Origin of the sequence: Alcaligenes sp. 13f (genome assembly GCF_020496585.1) — a bacterium.
Lineage (GTDB): Bacteria > Pseudomonadota > Gammaproteobacteria > Burkholderiales > Burkholderiaceae_B > Alcaligenes > Alcaligenes phenolicus.
The window spans coordinates 155,967-179,341 of the sequence record NZ_JAHKKC010000005.1 but is presented as its reverse complement, the minus strand read 5'-3'; the positions used below and the strand labels follow the sequence as shown (position 1 = coordinate 179,341).

Annotated in this window: 16 protein-coding genes; 6 read left to right on the top strand and 10 right to left on the bottom strand. The window is 57.0% G+C overall.

The annotated features are described in order from the left end of the window. Positions 1-2: 2 nt before the first annotated feature. Positions 3-482: a hypothetical protein gene (locus tag KOE80_RS05985; protein ID WP_226348617.1), complete on the top strand. Its 480-nt coding sequence runs from the start codon at positions 3-5 to the stop codon at positions 480-482. Positions 483-513: 31 nt separating this feature from the next. On the opposite strand, the gene KOE80_RS05980 is transcribed toward KOE80_RS05985, so the two are convergent. Beyond that, a complete protein-coding gene (locus KOE80_RS05980) occupies positions 514-2,568 on the bottom strand; it encodes an ATP-dependent DNA helicase (protein WP_226348616.1) in 2,055 nt (684 codons plus the stop codon). A gap of 160 nt (positions 2,569-2,728) precedes the next feature. On the opposite strand from KOE80_RS05980, the gene KOE80_RS05975 reads away from it, so the two are divergent. The 3 genes from KOE80_RS05975 (at position 2,729) to KOE80_RS05965 (ending at position 6,490) form a co-directional block, all read left to right on the top strand. Beyond that, a complete protein-coding gene (locus tag KOE80_RS05975; RefSeq protein WP_226348615.1) occupies positions 2,729-5,077 on the top strand; it encodes a Tex family protein in 2,349 nt (782 codons plus the stop codon). Between the two features lie 3 nt (positions 5,078-5,080). Continuing rightward, positions 5,081-5,593 (top strand): hypothetical protein, encoded by a 513-nt coding sequence (locus KOE80_RS05970; protein WP_009457658.1) that lies wholly within the window; start codon positions 5,081-5,083, stop codon positions 5,591-5,593. Between the two features lie 240 nt (positions 5,594-5,833). Beyond that, a complete protein-coding gene (locus tag KOE80_RS05965) occupies positions 5,834-6,490 on the top strand; it encodes a CatB-related O-acetyltransferase (protein ID WP_226348614.1) in 657 nt (218 codons plus the stop codon). Between the two features lie 288 nt (positions 6,491-6,778). Here KOE80_RS05965 and KOE80_RS05960 read toward each other — a convergent pair whose 3' ends face one another. The 5 genes from KOE80_RS05960 to KOE80_RS05940 all read right to left on the bottom strand — a co-directional run bounded on the left by KOE80_RS05960 (position 6,779) and on the right by KOE80_RS05940 (position 15,191). Continuing rightward, the gene (locus KOE80_RS05960; protein ID WP_226348613.1) at positions 6,779-8,101 is read right to left on the bottom strand and encodes a tryptophan--tRNA ligase; all 1,323 of its coding nucleotides are present in this window, start codon (positions 8,099-8,101) and stop codon (positions 6,779-6,781) included. Between the two features lie 75 nt (positions 8,102-8,176). Then, positions 8,177-9,268: a cell division protein ZapE gene (gene zapE / locus KOE80_RS05955; RefSeq protein ID WP_042484467.1), complete on the bottom strand. Its 1,092-nt coding sequence runs from the start codon at positions 9,266-9,268 to the stop codon at positions 8,177-8,179. 217 nt (positions 9,269-9,485) lie between these two features. Then, positions 9,486-10,913: a dihydrolipoyl dehydrogenase gene (gene lpdA, locus KOE80_RS05950; protein WP_125304717.1), complete on the bottom strand. Its 1,428-nt coding sequence runs from the start codon at positions 10,911-10,913 to the stop codon at positions 9,486-9,488. Positions 10,914-11,074: 161 nt separating this feature from the next. Further along, positions 11,075-12,289: a 2-oxoglutarate dehydrogenase complex dihydrolipoyllysine-residue succinyltransferase gene (gene odhB, locus KOE80_RS05945; RefSeq protein WP_042484168.1), complete on the bottom strand. Its 1,215-nt coding sequence runs from the start codon at positions 12,287-12,289 to the stop codon at positions 11,075-11,077. A 34-nt stretch (positions 12,290-12,323) separates the two neighbouring features. Continuing rightward, complete coding sequence (locus KOE80_RS05940) at positions 12,324-15,191, bottom strand: 2-oxoglutarate dehydrogenase E1 component (RefSeq protein ID WP_042484166.1); 2,868 nt, start codon at positions 15,189-15,191, stop codon at positions 12,324-12,326. Between the two features lie 520 nt (positions 15,192-15,711). On the opposite strand from KOE80_RS05940, the gene KOE80_RS05935 reads away from it, so the two are divergent. Next, a complete protein-coding gene (locus KOE80_RS05935; protein WP_063693529.1) occupies positions 15,712-18,006 on the top strand; it encodes an NADP-dependent malic enzyme in 2,295 nt (764 codons plus the stop codon). Between the two features lie 98 nt (positions 18,007-18,104). Here KOE80_RS05935 and KOE80_RS05930 read toward each other — a convergent pair whose 3' ends face one another. After that, positions 18,105-19,868: an L-lactate permease gene (locus KOE80_RS05930; RefSeq protein WP_109088697.1), complete on the bottom strand. Its 1,764-nt coding sequence runs from the start codon at positions 19,866-19,868 to the stop codon at positions 18,105-18,107. A 239-nt stretch (positions 19,869-20,107) separates the two neighbouring features. On the opposite strand from KOE80_RS05930, the gene lldR reads away from it, so the two are divergent. Next, a complete protein-coding gene (lldR, locus tag KOE80_RS05925) occupies positions 20,108-20,887 on the top strand; it encodes a transcriptional regulator LldR (RefSeq protein ID WP_045931083.1) in 780 nt (259 codons plus the stop codon). Positions 20,888-21,056: 169 nt separating this feature from the next. Here lldR and gltA read toward each other — a convergent pair whose 3' ends face one another. From gltA to KOE80_RS05910, 3 genes are read right to left on the bottom strand one after another with little or no spacing between them, the layout of a single operon-like run. Beyond that, positions 21,057-22,361 carry a citrate synthase gene (gene gltA, locus KOE80_RS05920; protein ID WP_094195949.1) on the bottom strand — a complete coding sequence of 435 codons (1,305 nt, stop codon included), beginning with the start codon at positions 22,359-22,361 and terminating at the stop codon, positions 21,057-21,059. An 18-nt stretch (positions 22,362-22,379) separates the two neighbouring features. Then, positions 22,380-22,640 carry a succinate dehydrogenase assembly factor 2 gene (locus KOE80_RS05915; RefSeq protein WP_003802528.1) on the bottom strand — a complete coding sequence of 87 codons (261 nt, stop codon included), beginning with the start codon at positions 22,638-22,640 and terminating at the stop codon, positions 22,380-22,382. Between the two features lie 18 nt (positions 22,641-22,658). Beyond that, positions 22,659-23,375, bottom strand: coding sequence for a succinate dehydrogenase iron-sulfur subunit (locus tag KOE80_RS05910; RefSeq protein ID WP_003802530.1), 717 nt, complete (start codon positions 23,373-23,375; stop codon positions 22,659-22,661).

Sequence of the window (23,375 nt, the reverse complement as noted above, 5' to 3'; positions counted from 1 at the left end):
CCATGAACCACGAACAAGCAGAAACACAGGTACTGCAAGCCATTCCTGTACTGGCAAAGGATCAAAGCATTGAGGAGTGCATCGCTCAACTGCAAGCCAGCGGCCTGTCTGAAGTCCGTGCGACCAAGCTTTGCGTGATGATTCCCGAAGCCTTCGGGCTGGCACTGGCCTGGCGCCTGGGTGCAGCACTGCCTGATGAAGAGCAGATGTTTGATGTGCACAATCGCGCAGGCGAGACGGTTCAGGTCCCCATGCTGGGCCAGCATGTGTTTTCCGTCGCGCTGGCAATGGCGGTAGCGGTGCTCAAAAAAGGCTGGTTTACGCCTATCACTCGGGAAGCGTTTGAGGCAGTCAGCAATCGCAGTGCCGTCATGTCCGTTCTTCAGCAGATAGAGGGCAGTCTGGAAGGCGCTGGCACACCCAGCCTGTTCTTATGGGGCCTGGTGGCAGAGGACATCGTCGCAGACGAGTCCTTGCCCTAGTTTTAATAGGCGGAGAATACAAGCAATACTTTCAAGCCTGCTCCGAGCTGTCGTTCAGCTCCACATCACTGACCTGAGCGCTCTGCCGCTTCGCTTTCTGCTCCCGCAGAAACGCCAAGGCACGAGCAGGATCACGCGTACGGGCAAAAGGTGGCAAACCACGCCATAGCAGTTTGCCGTAGGGCTTCTCGACAATACGGGTGTCGCCCACCATCAGCACGCCCCAGTCGCGCTCGGTACGAATCAGACGCCCTGCCCCTTGCTTCAAGGCAATGGCGGCTTCGGGCAACTGGTATTCCATGAAGGGATTACCGCCCCTGTCCTTGCACTCCTTGATACGCGCTTCCAGCACCGGATCATCGGGTGGTGCAAAAGGCAGCTTGTCGATAGCCACCAGCGTCAAGGCATCACCGGGCAGGTCAATCCCTTCCCAGAAGCTGGCGCTCCCCACCAACACCGCATTGCCACGGGCACGGAACTCGTCCAGCAGAACTTGCCGTGAACGCTCCCCCTGGCGCAGCACATTGCGTTCGATGTCTTCCCGATCAAATCGGTCCCGCAGCATATCTGCAATCCGCTCGACCGAGCGCAAGGTGGTACAGAGCACCAGCACACCACCCTGACCCGCCTTGATCAGCGGAATGAGCGCATCCACGAAGGCCTGATTGAAGTTGGGATGGCTAGGAAGCGGCAAGGTGCTGGGGACGTAGAACAGCGCCTGATTCGGATAGTCGAACGGCGAAGCCCAGGCTTCGGTGCGAGCATCAAACAAACCCAGTTGACGCTTGAAGTGATTGAAATCACCATGCACCGACAAGGTGGCCGAGGTCAGCACCCAGGACTGCTCCTTGCCTCGGTAGCGCGAGAAAATCTTGGCGACCGACAAAGGGGCACTGTGCAGGCGCAGATAATGCTGCCCACTTTCTACCCAACGCACGAACTCGTCGGGCTGGTCTTCGTCTTTTTCACTTTCTGGCAAATAGGCGTGACGGCCTTGACGATCCGGCTGGCTCCATTGGAACAAGCGTGCACGCAATTCCAAGGCACTTTTATGTGCCGCCGCCAGATCTGGATGGCGTTCAGCCACCATGGCCAGCATCTTGATGACCTTGTCGAAGGTCTCCAGCAAATTCTCCAGCGCCTCGTCAAAAAGCTCGGGCTCGGGCAAGGCCTGGAAAGTGGCACGGCCACCTTGGGCGGCCAGCGACGCGGTGCGCAAATGCAAATCCCGAGCCGCTTGCTCCAGCTTGCGCGCCACCTGACTCCAGTCCACAGTCTCGCGCGCCTGGGCCAGACCCGCCGCTTCTATCTGACGACACAAATCCGTCAATTGATACAAGGACACGCTACTACCCAGAAAACGGGTGGCCACGTCGGGCAGTTGGTGTGCCTCGTCAAACACCACCAGATCCACGCTAGGCAGCAAATCCGTTACGCCCTCTTCGCGCAAGGCCAGGTCCGCCATGAACAGAGCATGGTTCACCACTACTACATCCGCATCCTGGGCATGACGGCGCGCCTTCATCACAAAGCAGTCGCGCACAAAGGGGCAATCCTGTCCCAGGCAATTATCGCGTGTGGAAGTGACTCGGTGCCAAATATCCGCGTCCTCCGGGACTTCGGCCAACTCCCCCTTGTCGCCGCTACGGCTGCGTTCAGTAAAAAGCTGGATGGCCCGCAGATAAGCAATTTCCGCACGGGACTTCAGGGCTCGATCATCCTGACCCAATCGTTCCAAATGGTAATGACAAACGTAGTTGCTGCGCCCCTTGAGCAAGGCCACATCCACCGGCAAGGCCAGCGCTTTACGCAGGTGGGGAATATCCCGACGGAACAATTGATCCTGCAAGGTGCGCGTCCCGGTCGAGACCAAGGCTTTGCCACCTTGCATGAACACAGGCACCAGATAGGCCCAGGTCTTGCCCGTGCCTGTGCCCGCCTCGGCAATCAGTACGCCGGACTCGGCGACCGTCTCGCTGATGGCTTGGGCCAGCTCCAGCTGAGCCTGCCGCGGACGATAGTGCGAGACAGACTCTGCCAGAGGGCCTTGGGGAGAAAAGATATCGGAATAATCCTGCAACAACATGGGGCAAAACCGCTCAGGGAGAGGTGACGAATGACAGAACTGTCTACAATCACAGTGGAATACATACAAGATGATACCTGCCAATTCTGGGTCGCTGCCGGTCTTTATGGCAAAATGCGGCGCTTGCAGACCCTTTTACAACGATGGACCCATAACTGAAATGACTGTGGAAACCCTCGCCCAGCAACAGGATCACCAACAGATTCTGGCGCTACTGGCCTCTGAACTGAACATCCGCATCCAACAAGCCGCCTCTACGGTTGAGCTCTTGGACAACGGGGCCACGGTCCCTTTTATTGCCCGTTACCGCAAGGAAGCGACTGGCGGCCTGGACGATAATGTCCTGCGTGATCTGGAAGTGCGCCTGATCTATTTGCGCGATATGCAATCGCGTCGTCATGCCATTCTGGAATCGATCCGCCAGCAAGAAAAACTGACGCCCGAGCTGGAGCAAGCCATTTTGGCGGCTGACACCAAGCAGCGTCTGGAAGACTTGTACGCCCCTTACAAGCCCAAGCGCCGTACCCGTGCCCAGATTGCCCGCGAAGCCGGCCTGGAGCCGCTGGCGGACGCCATTCTGGCCCAGAAGGATGCAGACCCTGTGGCGCTGGCCGAAGGCTATCTGAATGCCGAAGCCAAGATCGACACGGCCAAAGCCGCCCTGGACGGTGCCCGCGACATTCTGGCCGAACGCTTTGCCGAGCAGGCCGACCTGCTGGAAGCCATGCGCGACTATCTGTGGAAGTCCGCTCACTTGTACTCCAAGGTTGCCGAAGGCAAGGAACAGGAAGGCGACAAGTTCCGCGACTGGTTCGACTTTAACGAAGCGCTGCGCCAACTGCCTTCTCACCGCGTACTGGCTTTGTTGCGCGGTCGTCAGCAAGGTGCACTGGACCTGCGCCTGGGCCTGAACCCCGAGCAGGATGCGCTTCTGCCTCACCCTTGTGTACTGAAAGTCGCCGAGCTGACCGATGTTGGCGCTGACTTTTCCGCCGACGCCAGCCCACGCGACCATTGGCTGGCCGAGGTTTGCCGCTGGACCTGGCGCGTCAAGTTGCTGACAGCATTCGAATCCGAGCTGATTGGCCGTCTGCGCGAAGAAGCCGAGCAAGAATCTACCCGCGTGTTTGCCGCCAATCTGCGCGATTTGCTGCTGGCAGCCCCCGCTGGCAATAAAGCCGTTCTGGGCCTGGACCCAGGTATTCGTACCGGCGTAAAAGCCGCTGTGATCGATGCAACCGGCAAGGTGCTGGATACGGCCACCGTCTACCCCTTCGAGCCCCGTCGTGACCGCGAAGGCGCCATTCGTACCCTGGCCGGTCTGGCTACTCGCTACCAAGTTGAACTGGTGGCGATTGGCAACGGCACAGCATCGCGCGAAACCGAGAAACTGGTTGCCGACCTGCAATCCGCTTTCCCGCAGTTGCCTTTAACTCGCGTAGTCGTGTCGGAGGCCGGCGCTTCGGTGTACTCCGCCTCTGAACTGGCCGCACAAGAATTCCCGGATATGGACGTCAGCCTGCGCGGTGCTGTTTCCATCGCCCGCCGCCTGCAAGATCCGCTGGCCGAGCTGGTAAAGATCGACCCCAAATCCATTGGTGTTGGCCAATACCAGCACGACGTGAACCAGCGCGAACTGGCTCGCAGCCTGGATGCCGTGGTCGAGGATTGTGTGAACGCCGTGGGTGTGGACGTCAACACCGCCTCTGCTCCCCTGCTGGCGCGCGTTTCCGGCCTGAACAACACGCTGGCCAAAAACATCGTCACCTGGCGTGACGAAAACGGTGCCTTCCAAAGCCGCAAGCAGTTGCGTGAGGTGCCGCGCTTTGGTGAAAAAGCCTTTGAACAGGCAGCGGGCTTTTTGCGTATTCCCGGTGCAGCCAACCCTCTGGACGCCTCGGCGGTTCACCCCGAAGCCTATCCGGTTGCCGCCCGCATTCTGGAGCGCCTGCAAACCGAAGCCAGCGATGTCATGGGTAAATCCGGCGCACTGAAAGGCTTGTCGCCTTCCGACTTCACGGATGAGCGCTTTGGTTTGCCCACCGTGCGTGATATTTTTAATGAAATTGAAAAGCCCGGTCGCGACCCTCGCCCTGAATTCACCACCGCCAAGTTCCAGGAAGGCATCAACTCCCTGAACGATTTGACGCCCGGCATGATTCTGGAAGGCGTGGTCACCAACGTGGCCAACTTTGGTGCCTTTGTGGACGTGGGTGTGCACCAGGACGGTCTGGTGCATATCTCGGCCCTGTCCGAGACCTTTGTCAAAGATCCGCGTGATGTGGTTCGCGTTGGGCAGACCGTTAAGGTTAAAGTCCAGGAAGTGGATGTAGCTCGTAAGCGTATCGGCTTGACCATGCGCCTGAACGACGACAGCGGCCCTGTGCGTGGTTCCAGCAACACCAGCAACGCACCCCAGCGCCGTTCCGGAAACAATCGCCCCAACCGGCAAGCTGAACCGGCACCGACAGGTGCTATGGCAGCCGCCTTTAGCAAACTTCGGAGATAAGCCATGACTGAGACCGAGCGCCTTTCCCAACTGACGCGTCTGCTCAATCTGCTGACCGGATTTGATCAGAAGGAACAGGATATTGCAGCCATCAGCCAGTCCGTGCTGACAGCCAGCGCCAGCCCGACAGCGATGGGTGAGGCGTATGGCAAGCACGCCCAGAACTTGATGGAACACGATCCGGATGGCGCTCTGATCCTGGCCATCAGCTACGAGCTGGACGACTATCTGGCTCTGGCCGATACCGTGGACGAACTGTGGGAGGAGATTCTGGCTGCCTTTGAAAGCCAGGATCTGCCCGCCTTTCCCTACGACGATATGCCGTTTCAGGACGTGGACGGCTTTTTCCAATGGGCGAACGAGCAGCTGCAGGAGTTTCACCCCTCCTACTGCCTGCTGGAATTTGCCCAAAGCTATGACGAGGAATTTCAGCTGATCGTGGTCAAACGCGAGAACCTGGAGGAAATTCTAAGTCTGTGTGAAAAACTGGATATTCCTGCCCAACCTGCCGAATAGGACAGGTATTCCTGGCCCAAGCCCATCATCAAGCCCTGCATGAACATTCATGCAGGGCTTGATGCTTTTGGCCCGCTTGAATGCAAAGCGCCTCAAAGCGCATTAGACTGGTCCCGCCATCAGCGTCAACAAAGCGAGCCTCCTGTACTCGCCTGGCTGCCTGGCCCAAACAGAAACATCCCACTTTGCCGGGACTGGCGCAAAGCCAAATCCAGCGCGGCAAGGTCCAGAAGGAGAAGCATGGTGCAAAAGCACTGGTCGCAGGTCGAACTCCTGCACGAAACCGTATCCAACCCCAACATCCATGTGCGTGGCACACACAGCTACTACAGCCATGCCTGGACCGACAGTTTTGAAGAAAGCGTGGTGCGTTACCTGTACGGGGACGAATACAGCCGCAAGGCCTGGACCTCTCAATGGCCGGTAGACCAATTGCATATTGGTGACTACGTGTGCATCGGTGCCGAGGCCGTGATTCTGATGGGCGGCAACCATACCCATCGCATGGACTGGTTCAGCCTGTATCCCTTCGTGGACAAGATTACGGACGCCTATGTGGGCAAAGGCGACACCCACATCCATGACGGTGCCTGGATCGGCATGCGGGCCATGATCATGCCCGGTGTAGTCATTGGTGAAGGCGCTGTCGTGGCCTCCGGGGCGGTTGTGACCAAGAGCGTGGCACCGTACACGATTGTGGCCGGAAATCCGGCTGTGCCTGTGCGCAAGCGCTTTGACGATTCGACGATTGAGCGACTGCTAGGTCTGAAGATATATGACTGGCCGGAAGTGAAATTCACGGCTTTGCGCGACGTGATCTGCGCAGAAGATATTGCGGCCTTGGAGCTGGCCAGCAAAGACTGGGACCAGAAGTCCACGATTCAGACACAGACCTGAACGAACCCTTGCCTTAGGGATTGCAAATGCAGAGCAAACGTTGAGGCTAAAAGCCGACTGCAAGGCTATCTCTGCCGCAAGCTTGATCCTCAAACACCTTTCAATGTATTGATAAATAAGAACAAAACTTCCCCTGACATGAGATGAACATCTCATATCAGGGGCTGTTTATTTTCAAACTTGCGTCAAGGTAGAACGCAGCAGCACAAAGAGGCTCGCTACACCCTGCATGGGATCAGTCCTGAGCAAATTCTTTGCAAGGAATCAATCCCACCACAGTCACCCTACTTAGTCCCGCATCGAATCCAAAGCGACTTCAAGTGCGCCACGCAGATCTGCCGATACGCGCGCGACTTCCTCACCGGCACAATGGATTTGCAGTTCCTGGCCGTCTTGCTTGGTCACCTCTGCAAACGCAGCAGTCTGCAATGCCTTGATCGCAACGCCCGCCTGTTTAGGGTCAGCGTAGGAGCGGGACAGGAACAGCTCTTGTCCGGCGGCATCTTGCAGACGGAAGCGGAAGGTGCCATCTTCGTCGCGGAAGTTCACAAAGCGAGCTTTACGGGCCTTGGCTTCGGACTTGCTGGCAGCGGTACTCAACGGATCGCGCAGGCCTACAGCGGCCTTCAGCTCGTGGATGAAAGGCGTTGCGTAGGCACGAGCCTTGCGGGCACCCACTTGCAGCAACTCTTCAATTTCCTGAGGGCGAGCCATCAAGGACTCATAACGCTCGCGCATGGGGGCGATCATGGTTTCCAGAACCTGATGCAAAGCCTCCTTGGCCTCACCCCAGGCCATCCCTTCGATCAGTTGCTGACGGAAGGCCTGCGTCTGCTCCGGCGTCGCGAAGGCCTTGTACAAGGCGGTCAGGTGGGAATCGTCCGGGTTCTTGGGCTCGCCTGGGCCTTTGGAGTCCGTCACGATACGGGCGATGGCAGACTTCAGTGCCTTGGCACCACCTTCAAACAAGGGAATGGTGTTGTCGTAGCTCTTGGACATCTTGCGACCGTCCAGGCCCGGCAGCAAGGCCAGGTCTTCTTCTACCTGCACTTCAGGCAGCACAAACAGCTCTTTGCCACGACCATACAAATGGTTGAAGCTCTTGGCGATATCGCGTGCCATTTCCAGGTGCTGTACCTGATCACGGCCCACGGGTACTTTGTGCGCATTGAACATCAGAATGTCGGCCGCCATCAGCACGGGGTAGCTGAACAAGCCCATGGTGACGCCATCATCAGGATCAATGCCGGCAGCTTCGTTCTTGTCCACGGAGGCTTTGTAGGCGTGCGCACGGTTCATCAAACCCTTGCCGGTCACACAGCCCAGCATCCAGGACAGTTCCGGGATCTCTGGAATATCGGATTGACGGTAGAACGTTACTTTTTCCACATCCAGGCCGCAGGCTATCCAGGTGGCGGCAATCGCACGGCGCGAAATGGCTACGCGCTCCGGATCGTCACATTTGATCAGGGCGTGGTAGTCCGCCATGAAGAAAAATGCGTCGACATCGGCTTGCTGGCTAGCACGGATAGCCGGACGAATCGCCCCGGCATAGTTACCCAAGTGTGGAATACCGGTCGTTGTAACGCCGGTCAGTACTCGTGTCGTCATGATAAAAAATACGCTTATAAAACTACGTGTCAGGGTCAGGGATCAGGCGCATTGGCCACCGGCCGCGCCCAGGCCCTACAAAATAACTGCCTGGCGCCGTTCTGACTCCAGGTACTCGCGCGATTGCATTTCCATCAAACGCGAGACAGTACGGTGGAACTCATTGGCCATGGGGCCATCTACATACAACTCTTCCTCGGGCACAGCCGCGGACATAATAAATTTGACTTTGTGATCGTAAAAAACGTCCACCAGCCAGGTAAAGCGCCGTGCAGCAGAAGCATCACGGGCGGTCATGCGGGGAACATCGGACAGGATCACGGTCTGGAAACGGTTGGCCAGTTCCAGATAATCGTTCTGCGAGCGCGCACTGACGCACAGGGTTTCGAAATCAAACCACACGGCCGAGCCTGACAAGGCCACCGCTTTCACATCCCGGTTTTCGATACTGAGCACAGGCTCTTGAGGAGCCGTGTCCGACAAGGCCGTGAACATGGATTGCAGTTCTGCGGTGGTCTCCGGACCCAATGGCGTCAGATAGGTTTTCACCTGTTCCAGCGCACGGCGGCGGTAATCCACACCCGTATCCACGTTCATGATGTCCATGTTCTTCTGGATCAGCGCAATGGCGGGCAAAATGCGATCACGGTGCAGGCCTTCCGGATACAGCGTGGACGGCTCGTAATTGGACGTCATCACAAAGGACGTGCCGCGCTCGAACAGGCCCAGCAGCAGCTTGTACAGAATCATGGCATCGGCCACGTCCGAGACGTGGAACTCGTCAAAACAGATCAGGCGGTAACGCTTGGCGATACGCTTGGCAACCTCGTCCAAAGGATCGCTCATGCCTTTAACCTGATTCAGCTCCTTGTGCACGCCACGCATGAACTCATGGAAGTGAATGCGGGTTTTGCGCTTGAGCGGCACCGTCAGGTAGAAGGCGTCCATCAGAAAGCTCTTGCCTCGCCCTACACCACCCCACAGGTACACACCACGCGGCACTTCCGGGCGGGAAAACATGCGACGCAAGGTACTGGAGCGCATTTTGCGATACTCCACCCACTCGTCGTAATAGCGTTGCAGCCGGTCTATAGCTTGCTCCTGCGCCTGGTCGGCACGGTAGCCTTTTTCCGCTAAAGCCTGATGGTAATACTCGCGAACATTCATATCACTGAAAATAAAAGAACCTGTCCGAGACAGGTAGTGGTCTGCCAGCATGCACTGCGGTCCACAACAGCACTGCCTTTGATGCAGGGTCTGAGCATACTGCGCGGTCAATTATCTCACGCATCACAGCCTGTACAGACTGCTTTGATCAGCCTTTCGTGACGAAAAAAAGGGCGAGCCCGTGCCCGCCCTTTTCCAACAACACCCTGAAAGTCTATCAGAAGTTCAGAGCGCGTTTGTCCACTGCCAAGGCCGCTTCTTTCAGGGCTTCGGACAGGGTTGGGTGAGCATGGCAAATACGGGCGATGTCTTCCGACGCGCCACGGAATTCCATGATCGCAACAGCTTCAGCTACCAGCTCGGAAGCCACAGGGCCCACAAAGTGCACGCCCAGAACTTCGTCGGTCTTGGCATCAGCCAGAACCTTCACAAAGCCGGTGGTGTCACCCAGTGCGCGGGCACGGCCGTTAGCCAGGAAGGGGAAGCTGCCAGCGCGGTAAGCACGGCCTTCAGTCTTCAGTTGCTGTTCGGTCTTGCCAACCCAAGCGATTTCGGGGGAGGTGTAGATAACCCAAGGCACGGTGTCGAAGTTGACGTGAGGTTGCTGACCCGCCAGACGCTCGGCCACAGCCACACCTTCTTCTTCGGCTTTGTGAGCCAGCATAGGGCCACGCACCACGTCACCCACTGCCCAGATACCTGGCAGGCTGGTAGCGCAATCGTCGTCCACAACCACGAAACCACGCTCGTCCAGTTTCAGACCAATGGTTTCTGCACCCAGACCAGCGGTGTTAGGCACACGGCCAATGGACACGATCAGCTTGTCGGCTTCCAGCTTATGCTCGGCACCAGCGGCGTCCACGTAGTTGATAGTGACCTGTTTGGCAGACTTCTTGATCTCGCCAACCTTCACGCCCACATTGATCTTCAGACCTTGTTTCGTGAAAGCTTTCAGGGCTTCCTTGGCCACGTCGCGATCCACGGCGGACAGGAACTCGGGAGCGCCTTCCAGAATGGTCACTTCGGCACCCAGACGACGCCACACGCTACCCAGTTCCAGACCAATCACACCGGCACCGATAACGGCCAGCTTCTTGGGAACCTTGGGCAGACGCAATGCGCCGTCGTTGGACAGAATCTGCTCTTCGTCGAACTCAGCACCGGGCAAGGCACGAGCCGAGCTACCGGTCGCGATGATGACGTTCTTGGCAACCAGCTCTTCGGCGTTGGCGCCGGCCACGTTCACCGACCAGCCGCCGTCAACCTTGGCGCCAAACGAAGCGGTGCCGTGGAAGAAGTTAACCTTGTTCTTCTTGAACAGGTACAAGATACCGTCGTTGTTTTGCTTGACGACCACATCTTTGCGACCGACCAGCTTGTCCAGATTCAGCGATACGCCCTTGACGTCCACGCCGTGCTCGGCCAAATGCAGATTGGCGTGCTCGAAATGCTCGGACGATTGCAGCAAGGCCTTGGAAGGAATGCAACCAACGTTGGTGCATGTACCGCCAGGAGCGGGCTTGCCTTCAGCGGTGGACCATGCGTCCACGCAAGCGACGCTCATACCCAGTTGAGCGGCACGAATGGCGGCGATGTAGCCACCGGGGCCTGCACCAATCACGACAACATCAAATTGCTTAGCCATAAAAAATCCCATAAATGTGAAAAGGCACGCTGGACCGTCCAGAAGTCAGACGGGAAAGAATCAGGCGGCGAACACCAGCCCCCAGGGCCTTAAACAAAGTCGGCCAAGGCTTAGAAGCAAGCACTTGGCCGTAAACATACTAGACCGAAACTACCGCGTGCTTAGACGTTCAGCAGCAAACGCTGAGGATCTTCCAGCGCTTCTTTCATGGCTACCAGACCCAGAACGGCTTCGCGGCCGTCGATGATGCGGTGGTCGTAGGACATAGCCAGGTAGTTCATGGGGCGAACCACGATCTGACCGTTTTCCACAACAGCGCGATCCTTGGTGGCGTGAATGCCCAGGATGGCGGACTGAGGTGGGTTGATGATGGGAGTGGACAGCATGGAGCCGAACACACCACCGTTGGAGATGGAGAAGGTACCGCCTGTCATTTCTTCCAGGGTCAGCTTGCCGTCGCGAGCACGGGCACCGAAGTCAGCGATTTGCTTTTCGATGTCAGCGATGGACATTTGATCAGCGTTACGCAGGATAGGCACCACCAGACCGCGTGGGCTACCAACGGCCACACCGATGTCAAAGTAACCGTGGTAGATGATGTCTTTGCCATCAACCGAGGCGTTCAGCACGGGGTATTTCTTCAGGGCGGCAACAGCAGCCTTGACGAAGAAGGACATGAAGCCCAGTTTCACGCCGTGCTCTTTCTCGAACTGATCCTTGTACTTCTTGCGCAGATCCAGCACCGCTTGCATGTTCACTTCGTTGAACGTGGTCAGCATGGCGTTTTCGGACTGCGACTGCAGCAGACGCTCGGCGATACGAGCGCGCAGGCGGCTCATGGGCACGCGCTGTTCTGGACGGCCGTCCAGGGACAGGGTTGGAGGGGCAACAGGAGCGGCAGCAGGTTTAGCAGCAGCGGCGTTGGCTTCCAGAGCGTCACCCTTGGTGATGCGACCACCACGGCCGGAACCTTCCACGGAGCTGGCTTCCACACCCTTTTCAGCCAGGATCTTGGCAGCTGCAGGCGAAGCAACCGAAGAGGCGGCGGAGCTGGCAGCAGGAGCTGCAGCGGCTGGGGCAGCAGCAGGAGCGGCTTCTTCAGCAGCGGCGGCAGGAGCAGCAGCGCTAGCCTTGCCTTCGGAGTCGATACGGGCCAGCACGTCGCCGGAGGTAACAGTGCTGCCGTTGGCCTTGACGATTTCGCTCAGCACGCCCGAAGCAGGAGCGGGAACTTCCAGAACGACCTTGTCGGTTTCGACTTCGATCAGGATTTCGTCAGCCTGGACCATTTCGCCAGGTTGTTTTTTCCATTCCAGCAAGGTTGCTTCGGAGATGGATTCAGAGAGTTGGGGAACCAGAACGTCAGTAATTGCCATGATTATATTTTCCGTATTTAAAATTTGGGGTGCGTTATTTGGTCAGCATGAAGCCTTTGCGAGCGCCGAAAGCCTGCTCCAGCAGCGCCTTGTGCTGTTCCTGGTGTTTGGCCAGGTAACCCACTGCAGGCGAAGCGGAAGCGGCACGACCGGCGTAGCCAAGCTTCTGACCTTCGGTCATGTTCTCGTAGATGTGATGCTGAACGTAGAACCATGCACCTTGGTTTTGAGGTTCGTCCTGAACCCAGATAACTTCCTTGGCGTTGCTGTATTTAGCCAGCTCTGCCTGGAAGGCCTTGTGGGCAAACGGATACAACTGCTCCACACGGATAATGGCAATATCGTTGCGCTCCAGTTCTTTGCGGTGGTTCACCAGATCGTAGTAAACCTTGCCCGAGCAAGCCAGAACACGTTTGACAGCGGCTGCATCAATCGCCTGATCCGTTTCACCGATCACAGGCATGAAGTGGCCTTCAGCCAGATCGCTCAATGGCGAAGTAGCATCTTTGTTACGCAGCAAGGACTTGGGCGTCATGATGACCAAGGGCTTGCGGAAAGGACGGATCATCTGACGACGCAGAACGTGGAAGATCTGGGCGCCGTTGGTGGGCTGGACAACCTGGATATTGTTGTCTGCGCACAGTTGCAAGAAGCGCTCGATACGGGCCGAGGAGTGCTCTGGACCCTGACCTTCGTAGCCGTGTGGCAGCATCAGAGTCAGACCGCAATGACGGCCCCACTTGGCTTCACCCGACGTAATGAACTGGTCGATAACAACCTGGGCACCGTTGGCGAAGTCGCCGAACTGGGCTTCCCAGATAGTCAGGATGTTGGGCTCTGCCGAAGCGTAACCGTATTCAAAAGCCAGCACGGCTTCTTCGGACAGGACCGAGTCGATCACCGTGAAGTTGGCCTGGCCTTCGGAGACGTTCTGCAAAGGAATGTAGGTACCGTCGTTCCAGCGCTCACGTTTCTGATCGTGCAGCACGGCGTGACGGTGCGTGAACGTACCACGGCCCGAGTCCTGGCCGGTAATACGAATGGCGTAGCCGTTGTTCACCAGGGTTGCAAAGGCCAAGTGCTCGCCCATGCCCCAGTCCACCTGAGCTTCGCCACGCGCCATGGCACGACGGTCGTTCAGCATGCGGTTGACCAATGGGTGAACGGTAAAGCCTTCTGGCACGGTGGTCAGTTTTTCACCGATGCGTGTCAGTTCGGACATCGGCAAGGCGGTGTCAGCCTGGTCAGTCCATTTGGCGCCCAGGAAAGCAGACCAGTCGGTGGCGTACTTGTTCTTGTAGTCTGTCAGAACAGGTTCAACCGTGCGCTTGCCGTCTTCCATCAGTTGACGGTAAGCCTTGACCAGATCTTCGGGTTCGTTCTCGGACAGAATGCCTTGAGCAACCAGCTTGTCGGCGTACAGTTTGCGGGTACCGTTGTGCTGACCAATCTTCTTGTACATCAGCGGCTGGGTCATCGAGGGAGTATCTTGCTCGTTGTGGCCCAGTTTACGGAAACAAACAATATCAACCACGACGTCGTGCTTGAACTCGCGGCGGAAATCCAGAGCCAGCTGAGTCACGAACACCACGGCTTCAGGATCGTCGCCGTTCACGTGGAAAACAGGGGCTTCAATCATCTTGACCACGTCCGTGCAATACAGCGTGGAGCGTGTATCGCGGGGGTCAGAGGTGGTGAAACCGATCTGGTTGTTGATCACGATGTGCAGCGTGCCACCGGTACCGTAGCCACGGGTCTGGGCCAGGTTCAGTGTTTCCATGACCACGCCCTGACCGGCAAAAGCCGCGTCACCGTGAACCAGCACAGGCAGAACCTGGCTGCCGTCTTCGTCGCTACGACGATCCTGACGAGCACGGACCGAACCCTCGACCACTGGGTTAACAATTTCCAGGTGGGATGGGTTAAAGGCCAGAGACAGGTGGACTGGACCGCCGCGGGTGGACAGGTCGCTGGAGAAGCCGTTGTGGTATTTCACGTCGCCGTCGGTCAGGCCTTCAGCGTGACGGCCCTCAAACTCGGCAAACAGATCACCGGGCATTTTGCCCATGATGTTGACCAGCATGTTCAGGCGACCACGGTGGGCCATACCCACGATGATTTCCTGAACGCCGTTCTCGCCAGCGTGGTTGACCACTTCATCCATACAAGCGATGAAGCTCTCGCCACCTTCCAGGGAGAAGCGTTTCTGACCGACGTATTTGGTGTGCAGGAAGCGCTCCAGGCCTTCGGCCTCGGTCAGCTGCTGCAAGATGTTGCGTTTTTGTTCAACGTTGAAAGAACCTGTGCCATGCACCGACTCCAGGCGCTGCTGAATCCAGCGCTTGACGACCGGGTCGGAGATGTACATGAATTCTGCGCCCACCGAACGGGAGTACGTATCACGCAGGGCCTTGAGCATGTCGCGCAGCGTCATGGTGTCGGCTTTGGTGAAGTAGGTGTTGGTGGCGGAGTAGACCTGGTCCAGATCCGCTTCGGTCAAACCGTAGAAAGCAGGGTCCAGTTCAGGGATGCTGGGGCGTTCGGAGCGCTTCAGAGGGTCCAGATCAGCAATGCGTGCACCCAGGGAGCGGTACGCAGCAATCATGGACTGGATCGACACTTGCTTCATGGCAACTGTCAGGTCCGGTGCTTGCGCGCTGGTCAGGAAGGCATTGGCTTTCGCACGTTGGGCGAAGGACTCGACGATAGGAGCGTGAGCTTGATCGCGGGTGCTGTCGCGGCCGTCAGTAGCTGGCTGATGCTGCAGTTGATCGAAGTACTCGCGCCATTGATCGGCGACGGAGCCCGGATTGTCGAGGTAGGACTCGTAGAGTTCTTCGACGTAAGGAGCATTGCTCCCGAACAGATAAGAGTTACTGAGCAGTTCTTTTTGCGATGACATTATTACGCTTCACCTATCCGAGTGTTTCACTCGTGTTGAGATGCAGGAAAACCTTCCGCGACACGGACCTCGCCGGTTAGCGGATAGCAGGAGCAGAAGGCAACGTAGGACGCCTTATACAAGCCGTATTGATCTAGTATAACGCTGCACACAAAAGGCGCAATTAATGACATCTAAAATGCTTGGCGACTGCAGCAGACCGTTGGCATTAACAAACACATCGATCTATCACACGGGCGAATTCTTACAAAAGAAGCGCTCCAAATCATGATTGACGCCCCTAGCCTGCCCCACATGAAGGAAAAATTCCGATATGCTAAACGGGTGCAGCAAGTACGCGCTTCGCGGGCCCCTTTTCCACCAAACCGAGCCCAGCCTGCCCTTGGTCACCTTGAGGCAGGCAACCAGCGTTGCCATGACATATGCTGCCTATAACAAATCAGCACCTACCTGGTGACTGTATTTCTTATAAATTAGATTCACTTTTACACTAGAAAATCCTATCAGGAGCTTTACCAAAATGGATGCCAACGCCGATCTGGCCAAACTTGCGCTGGACTATCACGCGTATCCCACTCCCGGGAAAATCTCGGTGGTCCCTACCAAGACCCTAGCCAATCAAGATGACCTCTCGCTAGCCTACTCCCCCGGCGTCGCATCTGCTTGCATGGCCATCCACGCCGAAGGCGAAGAAGCCGCCGCCAAGTACACCTCGCGCGCCAACCTGGTTGCCGTGGTCACCAACGGTACCGCCGTGCTGGGTCTGGGCAATATCGGCCCGCTGGCCGCCAAGCCCGTCATGGAAGGCAAAGGCTGCCTGTTCAAGAAATTCGCCGGCATCGATGTGTTCGATATCGAGTTGAACGAAACCGATCCGGACAAGCTGGTCGACATCATTGCCGCACTGGAACCCACCCTGGGTGGTGTGAACCTGGAAGACATCAAGGCCCCCGAGTGCTTCTACATCGAGAAGAAGCTGCGCGAGCGCATGAGCATTCCCGTGTTCCACGATGACCAACACGGTACCGCCATCATCTCGTCCTCGGCGGTTCTGAACGGCCTGAAAGTCGTCAACAAGAACATCGCCGACATCAAGCTGGTTTGCTCGGGCGCTGGCGCTGCTGCCATTGCCTGCCTGGACTTGCTGGTGGCCCTGGGCGTGAAGCTGAGCAACATTTTTGTAGCCGACTCGCGCGGCATCATCTGGAAAGGTCGCGACGAGAACATGGAGCCCAACAAGGCTCGCTACGCTCAGGAAACCGACGCCCGTACACTGGCTGATGCCATGGTCGGCGCTGACGTGTTCCTGGGTTGCTCGGCTCCTGGCGTGCTGTCTGCCGACATGGTCAAGACCATGGCCGACAAGCCTCTGATTCTGGCCCTGGCCAACCCCGAGCCTGAAATCCGCCCTGAAGTGGCCAAGGCTGCCCGCCCCGACTGCATCATCGCCACTGGCCGTTCGGACTACCCGAACCAGGTCAACAACGTGCTGTGCTTCCCCTTCATTTTCCGTGGCGCCCTGGACGTGGGTGCCAGCGTGATCAACGAAGACATGAAGCTGGCTTGCGTGAAAGCCATTGCCGAGCTGGCCCAGGTCGAGCAAAGCGACGATATGGCCACCGCTTACGGCGGCGAAGACCTGCGTTTTGGTCCTGAGTACATCATCCCCAAACCGTTTGATTCCCGTCTGATTGTTCAGATTGCTCCTGCCGTGGCCCAGGCTGCGATGGACTCCGGCGTTGCCGCCCGTCCCATCGAAGACATGGACGCCTACCGTCAGAAACTGATCGCCATGACCTACCACACCGGCCCGCTGATGCGTCCGTTGTACATGCAGGCCAAGGCTGCGCCCAAGCGCATCATTTACGCTGACGGCGAAGACGAGCGTGTATTGCGTGCCGTGCAAACCGTGGTGGACGAAAAGCTGGCCCAACCTATTCTGGTGGGTCGCCCCAGCGTGATCGACATGCGCGTCAAGAAAGCGGGTCTGCGTCTGGAAGCCGGCAAGAACGTGCAAATCGTTGATCCCGAAGACGACGATCGCTTCACCGAAACCTGGACCGCCTACTACAAGCTCAAGGCTCGTGAAGGCGTCACTCCAGACATCGCCAAAGCCATGATACGCAAGCACAATTCGCTGATTGGCGTGATGCTGCTGCAACGCGGTGATGCAGACGGCATGATCTGCGGTGTAGCCAGCAACTACGACAGCCAGCTGCACTACGTTGAGCAAGTCATTGGCCTGAAAAAGGAAGCTCAAACCTTCGCCGCCATGAACGTGCTGATGCTGCCTACACAAACTCTGTTTGTGTGCGATACCCACGTGAACGAGAACCCCACAGCCGAACAGATCGCCGACATGACGATCCAGGCCGCCGAGGAAGTTCGCCGTTTTGGCGTGGTGCCTCGCGTGGCTCTCTTGTCGCACTCGAACTTTGGCAGCCGCCAGACCGAGTCCTCGCGCAAGATGGCCAAGGCTCGTCAAATCCTGGCTGAACGCGCTCCCGACCTGGAAGTGGACGGCGAAATGCACGCTGACTCCGCCCTGTCCGAGAAGATCCGCCTGAAAGCCTTCCCCGACAGCACGCTGCGCGGTTCGGCCAACCTGCTGATCACTCCAAACCTGGACGCCGGCAACATCACGTACAACATGCTGAAGATGACAGGCAGCAACGGTGTGGCCATGGGCCCCATCCTGCTGGGTGCGGCTCGCCCCATCCACATCCTGACCACCAGCGCCACTGTGCGTCGCATCATCAACATGACAGCCCTGGCTGTTGTGGATGCTCAGCAAGAAGCCCAGCAAAACAGCTAAGCCTGTTTAGCTGAATAAAAACCGGATGCAGCGTAAAAGCGGCATCCGGTTTTTTTTATCGCCGATCCAGATTCAGTTCGGTACGACAAGGGCTCCCATCAAGCCATCGCCGGAGACATTGGGCGGCCCCGAGACAGACTCAAGCCACCGATTGCGACTACCAGGAAGATTGCCGCTGCCAGCCACCAGCCTGCTGCACCCGTAATCAAGGCCTGCCCGATCAAGCCAGCCTGTATCACGTAATAAACCATGGGAATCAAGGTCTTGCGCACAATCTCCCCTTCTCGACCCAACATGCCTACCACGGCACCGGCAGCAACCACGTTATGCACGCAGATCATGTTGCCCGCTGCCCCACCGACGGCCTGCAGAGCCACCACAATGGCGGACTGATCGACACTCAAGCCAATTTGCTGAGCAGTCGAGAACTGGAAGTACGAGAACATCATATTGCTGACCGTATTGGAGCCAGCGATAAAGGCACCCAGGCTGCCTACCCAGGGTGAGATGGTCGGCCAAGCCTGTCCAGCTGCAGCAGCCGCGCCTTGAGCCAGGACCAGAGGCATGCTGGCTATTGAGCCATCTGCGGCGGCCGAATTGATGAACACCTGCACCATAGGCACAGCCAGCAACAAGGCAGGAGCAGCACTGCCCATGGTGCTCAGCGACTGCTTGACGCCTTGCATGTACTGCTGGCCATTCATGCGGAAGATGGCGATACATGCCAGGGACACCAGAATCAGGATAGCGCCCGGTGAAAACAACAGCTGTGCCGAGGTGGAAATACCGGTACCAAACAGGGCCTCAACCTTGATCGTGGCAGAGGGACCTGTCAACCAGGCTTTCACAGCAGGAACAGTACGGGTCAGGATCAGCAGCAGCACAACGAGCACGTAGGGCGAAAAGGCTCGCAATACGGAAAAGCTCTGCTTGGTTTCCACATTGTCCATGGCAACTGTACCCAGCCACTGAGAAGGCCACTGACTGCGATCAGGGAAGTCAAAGGTCTTGGAGGGCGCAAACCAGCCTTTGCGTGCCGCCGTCACCACAATCACCAGGCCCACCATTGCGCCCACCATGGATGGAAACTCCGGCCCTAAGACCACCGCGATCAAGTAATAAGGAACGGTGAAAGCCAGACCCGCAAACAGGGCAAACTTCCAGGCGCCCAAACCCTCCACGAAGGATCGGCGCTCGCCAAAAAAGCGCGTCAGCAAGCCACACAGCAGCAAAGGAATCACAAAGCCCGTCAAGGCATGAATCAAGGCTACGTTTTCGACAATCTGCTGCAAATACTCCAGAGGCTGCATAGGAGCGATAGTCGCCGCGACATCGGCCTTGTTATCGACGCCCGAGCGCACACCGACCAGCATGGGGGTACCGACAGCACCAAACGAAACCGGGGTGGACTGGATAACCAGTACCGACATCACGGCCGCCATTGCCGGAAAACCCAATGCCAGCAACAAAGGCGCACCGACCGCAGACGGTGTACCAAAACCCGATGAGCCCTCGATCAGTGAGCCGAACAGCCAGGCCACAATAATGACCTGTATGCGACGATCAGGGGACACATCCATAAAGCCCTGGCGAATGGCTGCCAGCGCGCCGCCCACCTTGAGCGTGTTCAACAGCAGTACGGCCCCAAAGACAATGAACAGCAAGGTCAGGGCAGTCACCACCCCGTTGACCGTCGCTGCGGCAATAACCTCGGCCTGACTGCCCCACACGAACAAAGCCAGCAAGGCTGTCACAATATAGGCTGCGCCCATGGACAGCTTTGCCGAACGCCCCAGCACAACCATCAACAAAAACACAACCAACAATGGCGCCAGGGCCATCAAGGTGTATAAAAGACTCATCTCCAGATCTCCTTCGTGTCGGTAGCACGTTTTATGGAAAGAGGAGCTGCCAGCCCAGAGCTCAAAACCGTGGTGCCGGTCTCGATTTCGAGCAGCCCTCCCCCTCTTGTTCTAGCTTGGAGAATGATAGAGGTATTACCACTTTTTAATTACCGGCATAAACCCTGATCTTTTTAGTCATTTTCACCCCTATACTCACACTAAAAACACAAATTGGTCTTACCACTTCAAACCGATTTATGACTACGAACCCTAAAACGCGTCTCTCCGACCAGATCACTGAAAAAATTATCCAGCTCATCCAGGAAGAGAAACTGCAACCTGGTGACCGGATCCCCTCCGAGCGTCAATTAGCCGAGCAACTGGAAGTGTCACGCGTACCGATACGGGAAGCGCTGCGTACGCTAAGTTCACAGGGAGTGTTATTTACCCGCCAAGGCGGCGGCACTTTCGTGCAGAAAAGCGACCTGATCAACTGGCCTGCCCAGGCCATCGCCCCTTTGGAGCAGCTCCTGAGCCAGGACCCCTTGTATCGCTACGATGTGCTGGAGGCGCGGCGGGCGCTGGAGGCCAGTACGGTATGGCACGCCGCGATACGAGCCACGGAGGCGGACAAAAAAAGAATCAGGCAATGCTTTGACATCATGGTTGAACATCAAAAGAATCAGGATGCCGAACTATCGGCCCGCGCTGATGCTCAATTTCACCTGGCCATTGCCCAGGCATCCCACAACGTGGTGCTTTTGCAAATCATGAATGGCTTGTTCCAACTGGTGTTCTCCACCGTCAAGGAAAACCGCCGTGCCATGTTTGAGTTCGACAATGCGCGCGAGGTAGAGGTCCTGACCCAGCAGCACGAAGCCGTGATGAACGCCATTTTGGAAGGCAATGCCGACCTGGCCCGTGAGCAGATCAACAAGCATCTGGATCATGTACAGGCTAAAGTCCGCCAGTCCGAAGAAAACAATGCGCGCGAGCAGCGGCTCTCCCGTTTCAACCACCAGCTTCTGCAACCCTGAACCCCGCCAGTGCCGGATGCGTTTCATCACGATCGCGTGGCGCAATAAGCAAAACAGCAGGCGAAAAAAAAGTGCACCACAAATTGGTGCACTTGCGTAAAACCAGGGGCTCAGTCAGCGCAGAGGCTAATGACACCTGGCTTGATCCAGGTCTCTGAGCCCACAGTGATTAACGCTGATCAGGTACGTCGCGCTGAGTTGGGCCCACGTACAACTGACGTGGACGGCCGATCTTGTAATCTGGATCGGACAACATTTCGTTCCACTGAGCAATCCAGCCCACGGTACGAGCCAGGGCGAAGATAGCGGTGAACAAGGAGGTTGGGATACCAATAGCGCGCTGAACGATACCCGAGTAGAAGTCTACGTTGGGGTACAGCTTGCGTTCGACGAAGTAGGGATCTTCCAGAGCAATGCGCTCCAGTTCCATGGCCAGCTTGAACAGAGGATCGTTCTCCAGGCCCAGGGCTTCCAGAACTTCCTTGCAGGTTTCTTGCATCAGCTTGGCGCGTGGGTCGTAGTTCTTGTAGACACGGTGACCAAAGCCCATCAGGCGCACGCCCGAGTTCTTGTCCTTGACCTTCTCCATGAACTCGCCAACCTTGTCGATGCCGCCGTTGGCTTGCAACTCTTCGAGCATGTTCAGGCAAGCTTCGTTTGCACCACCGTGGGCAGGACCCCACAAGCAAGCAACACCCGCAGCAATAGCAGCGAAAGGATTGGTGCCGGACGAACCGCACAGACGCACGGTGGAAGTCGAGGCGTTTTGTTCGTGATCTGCATGCAGGATGAAGATACGGTCCAGAGCGCGCTCAACCACTTCGTTGACCTTGTAGTCTTCGCAAGGGGTAGCGAACATCATGCGCAAGAAGTTGCCGGTGTAGGACAAATCATTCTTGGGATAGATGAAGGGCTGTCCCAAAGAATACTTGTACGCCATCGCAACCAGAGTAGGCAGCTTGGCGATCAAGCGGATAGCCGACACATGACGGTGATGAGGATTCGTGATGTCCGTGGAGTCATGGTAGAACGCCGACAGAGCACCGACCAGGCCAGTCAGTATTGCCATGGGGTGGGCGTCCGGACGGAAGCCGCGCAGGAAGTGCTGCATCTGTTCCTGAACCATGGTGTGGTTCGTGACCAGGGAGTCAAATTCCTGCTTCTGATCTGCGTTCGGCAGGTCACCGTTCAGGATCAGGTAGCACACATCCATGAAATCGCACTTTTGTGCCAACTGGTCGATCGGGTAACCACGGTACATCAACTGGCCCTTGTCGCCGTCAATGTAGGTGATACCGGATTCGCAAGCCGCCGTTGCCATAAAGCCTGGGTCATAGGTAAACATACCTGTCTGACCGTAGAGCTTACGGATATCGATCACGTCCGGACCTACGGTGCCCTTGTGTACAGGGAACTCAACCGAAGGGCTACCGTCGGAGAAGGATAGCGTGGCTTTTTTATCTGACAATTCCATCACTTTTTTCCTCAATGGTTATAGCTTTCGCATAATGTCTACTAGTCGCTGAATGTCCGGTGTGGCGTACTGCCCTTCTGGCTCGGAGCGAGCCAGAAGGACATCCAGCAAAACTGTATCGTCCATTTCGAACAAGCGGGTCAGGGCCGAGACGTCCTGATCAGTCAGCTCGTTTTCGTATTGATCCAGAAAACGGGTGATCATCAAGTCGTTTTCAAGCAAGCCCCGGCGCGCACGCCAGCGCAGGCGCGCACGCTCCAATTCCGTCAATGTTCTCATCGGTACATACCCACCTTTTTAGATACTGCGACGCACCAGCATTTCTTTGATCTTGCCGATGGCATGCGACGGGTTCAGTCCTTTTGGACAGACGTCCGTGCAATTCATGATCGTGTGGCAGCGGAACAAGCGGTATGGATCTTCCAGATTGTCCAGACGCTCGCCCGTTGCTTCGTCACGCGAGTCGGCAATGAAACGATAGGCTTGCAACAAACCAGCAGGACCGACGAACTTGTCGGGGTTCCACCAGAACGATGGGCAAGAGGTCGAGCAGCAGGCGCACAGAATGCACTCGTACAGACCATCGAGCTCCTCACGGGCTTCAGGCGTTTGCAAACGCTCTTTCTCTGGAGGAGGAGCATCGTTGATCAGGAACGGCTTGACCGAATGGTACTGATCGAAGAAGTGGGTCATGTCCACGATCAGGTCACGGATAACCGGCAGACCTGGCAGTGGGCGCAAGACCACAGGTTCTTTCAAGTCACGCATATTGGTGGTGCAGGCCAGACCGTTCTTGCCATTGATGTTCATGGCATCGGAACCGCACACACCTTCACGGCAAGAGCGACGCAGCGCCAGGCTGTCGTCCATGTCGTTTTTAATGCGCAGGATCGCATCGAGCAGCATCTTGTCGGTAGGTTCCAACTCGACTTCGATCTTTTGCATGTAGGGACGCTCGTCCTTGTCAGGATCGTAGCGGTAGATTTCAAATTTGACCTTACGTTTTTGACTCAT

Excerpts from the sequence above, each read along its gene's own strand:
- KOE80_RS05985 (WP_226348617.1), top strand. The coding sequence starts at position 3 with ATGAACCACGAACAAGCAGAAACACAGGTACTGCAAGCCATTCCTGTA.
- KOE80_RS05980 (WP_226348616.1), bottom strand. The coding sequence starts at position 2,568 with ATGTTGTTGCAGGATTATTCCGATATCTTTTCTCCCCAAGGCCCTCTG.
- KOE80_RS05975 (WP_226348615.1), top strand. The coding sequence starts at position 2,729 with ATGACTGTGGAAACCCTCGCCCAGCAACAGGATCACCAACAGATTCTG.
- KOE80_RS05970 (WP_009457658.1), top strand. The coding sequence starts at position 5,081 with ATGACTGAGACCGAGCGCCTTTCCCAACTGACGCGTCTGCTCAATCTG.
- KOE80_RS05965 (WP_226348614.1), top strand. The coding sequence starts at position 5,834 with ATGGTGCAAAAGCACTGGTCGCAGGTCGAACTCCTGCACGAAACCGTA.
- KOE80_RS05960 (WP_226348613.1), bottom strand. The coding sequence starts at position 8,101 with ATGACGACACGAGTACTGACCGGCGTTACAACGACCGGTATTCCACAC.
- zapE (WP_042484467.1), bottom strand. The coding sequence starts at position 9,268 with ATGAATGTTCGCGAGTATTACCATCAGGCTTTAGCGGAAAAAGGCTAC.
- lpdA (WP_125304717.1), bottom strand. The coding sequence starts at position 10,913 with ATGGCTAAGCAATTTGATGTTGTCGTGATTGGTGCAGGCCCCGGTGGC.
- odhB (WP_042484168.1), bottom strand. The coding sequence starts at position 12,289 with ATGGCAATTACTGACGTTCTGGTTCCCCAACTCTCTGAATCCATCTCC.
- KOE80_RS05940 (WP_042484166.1), bottom strand. The coding sequence starts at position 15,191 with ATGTCATCGCAAAAAGAACTGCTCAGTAACTCTTATCTGTTCGGGAGC.
- KOE80_RS05935 (WP_063693529.1), top strand. The coding sequence starts at position 15,712 with ATGGATGCCAACGCCGATCTGGCCAAACTTGCGCTGGACTATCACGCG.
- KOE80_RS05930 (WP_109088697.1), bottom strand. The coding sequence starts at position 19,868 with ATGAGTCTTTTATACACCTTGATGGCCCTGGCGCCATTGTTGGTTGTG.
- lldR (WP_045931083.1), top strand. The coding sequence starts at position 20,108 with ATGACTACGAACCCTAAAACGCGTCTCTCCGACCAGATCACTGAAAAA.
- gltA (WP_094195949.1), bottom strand. The coding sequence starts at position 22,361 with ATGGAATTGTCAGATAAAAAAGCCACGCTATCCTTCTCCGACGGTAGC.
- KOE80_RS05915 (WP_003802528.1), bottom strand. The coding sequence starts at position 22,640 with ATGAGAACATTGACGGAATTGGAGCGTGCGCGCCTGCGCTGGCGTGCG.
- KOE80_RS05910 (WP_003802530.1), bottom strand. The coding sequence starts at position 23,375 with ATGAGTCAAAAACGTAAGGTCAAATTTGAAATCTACCGCTACGATCCT.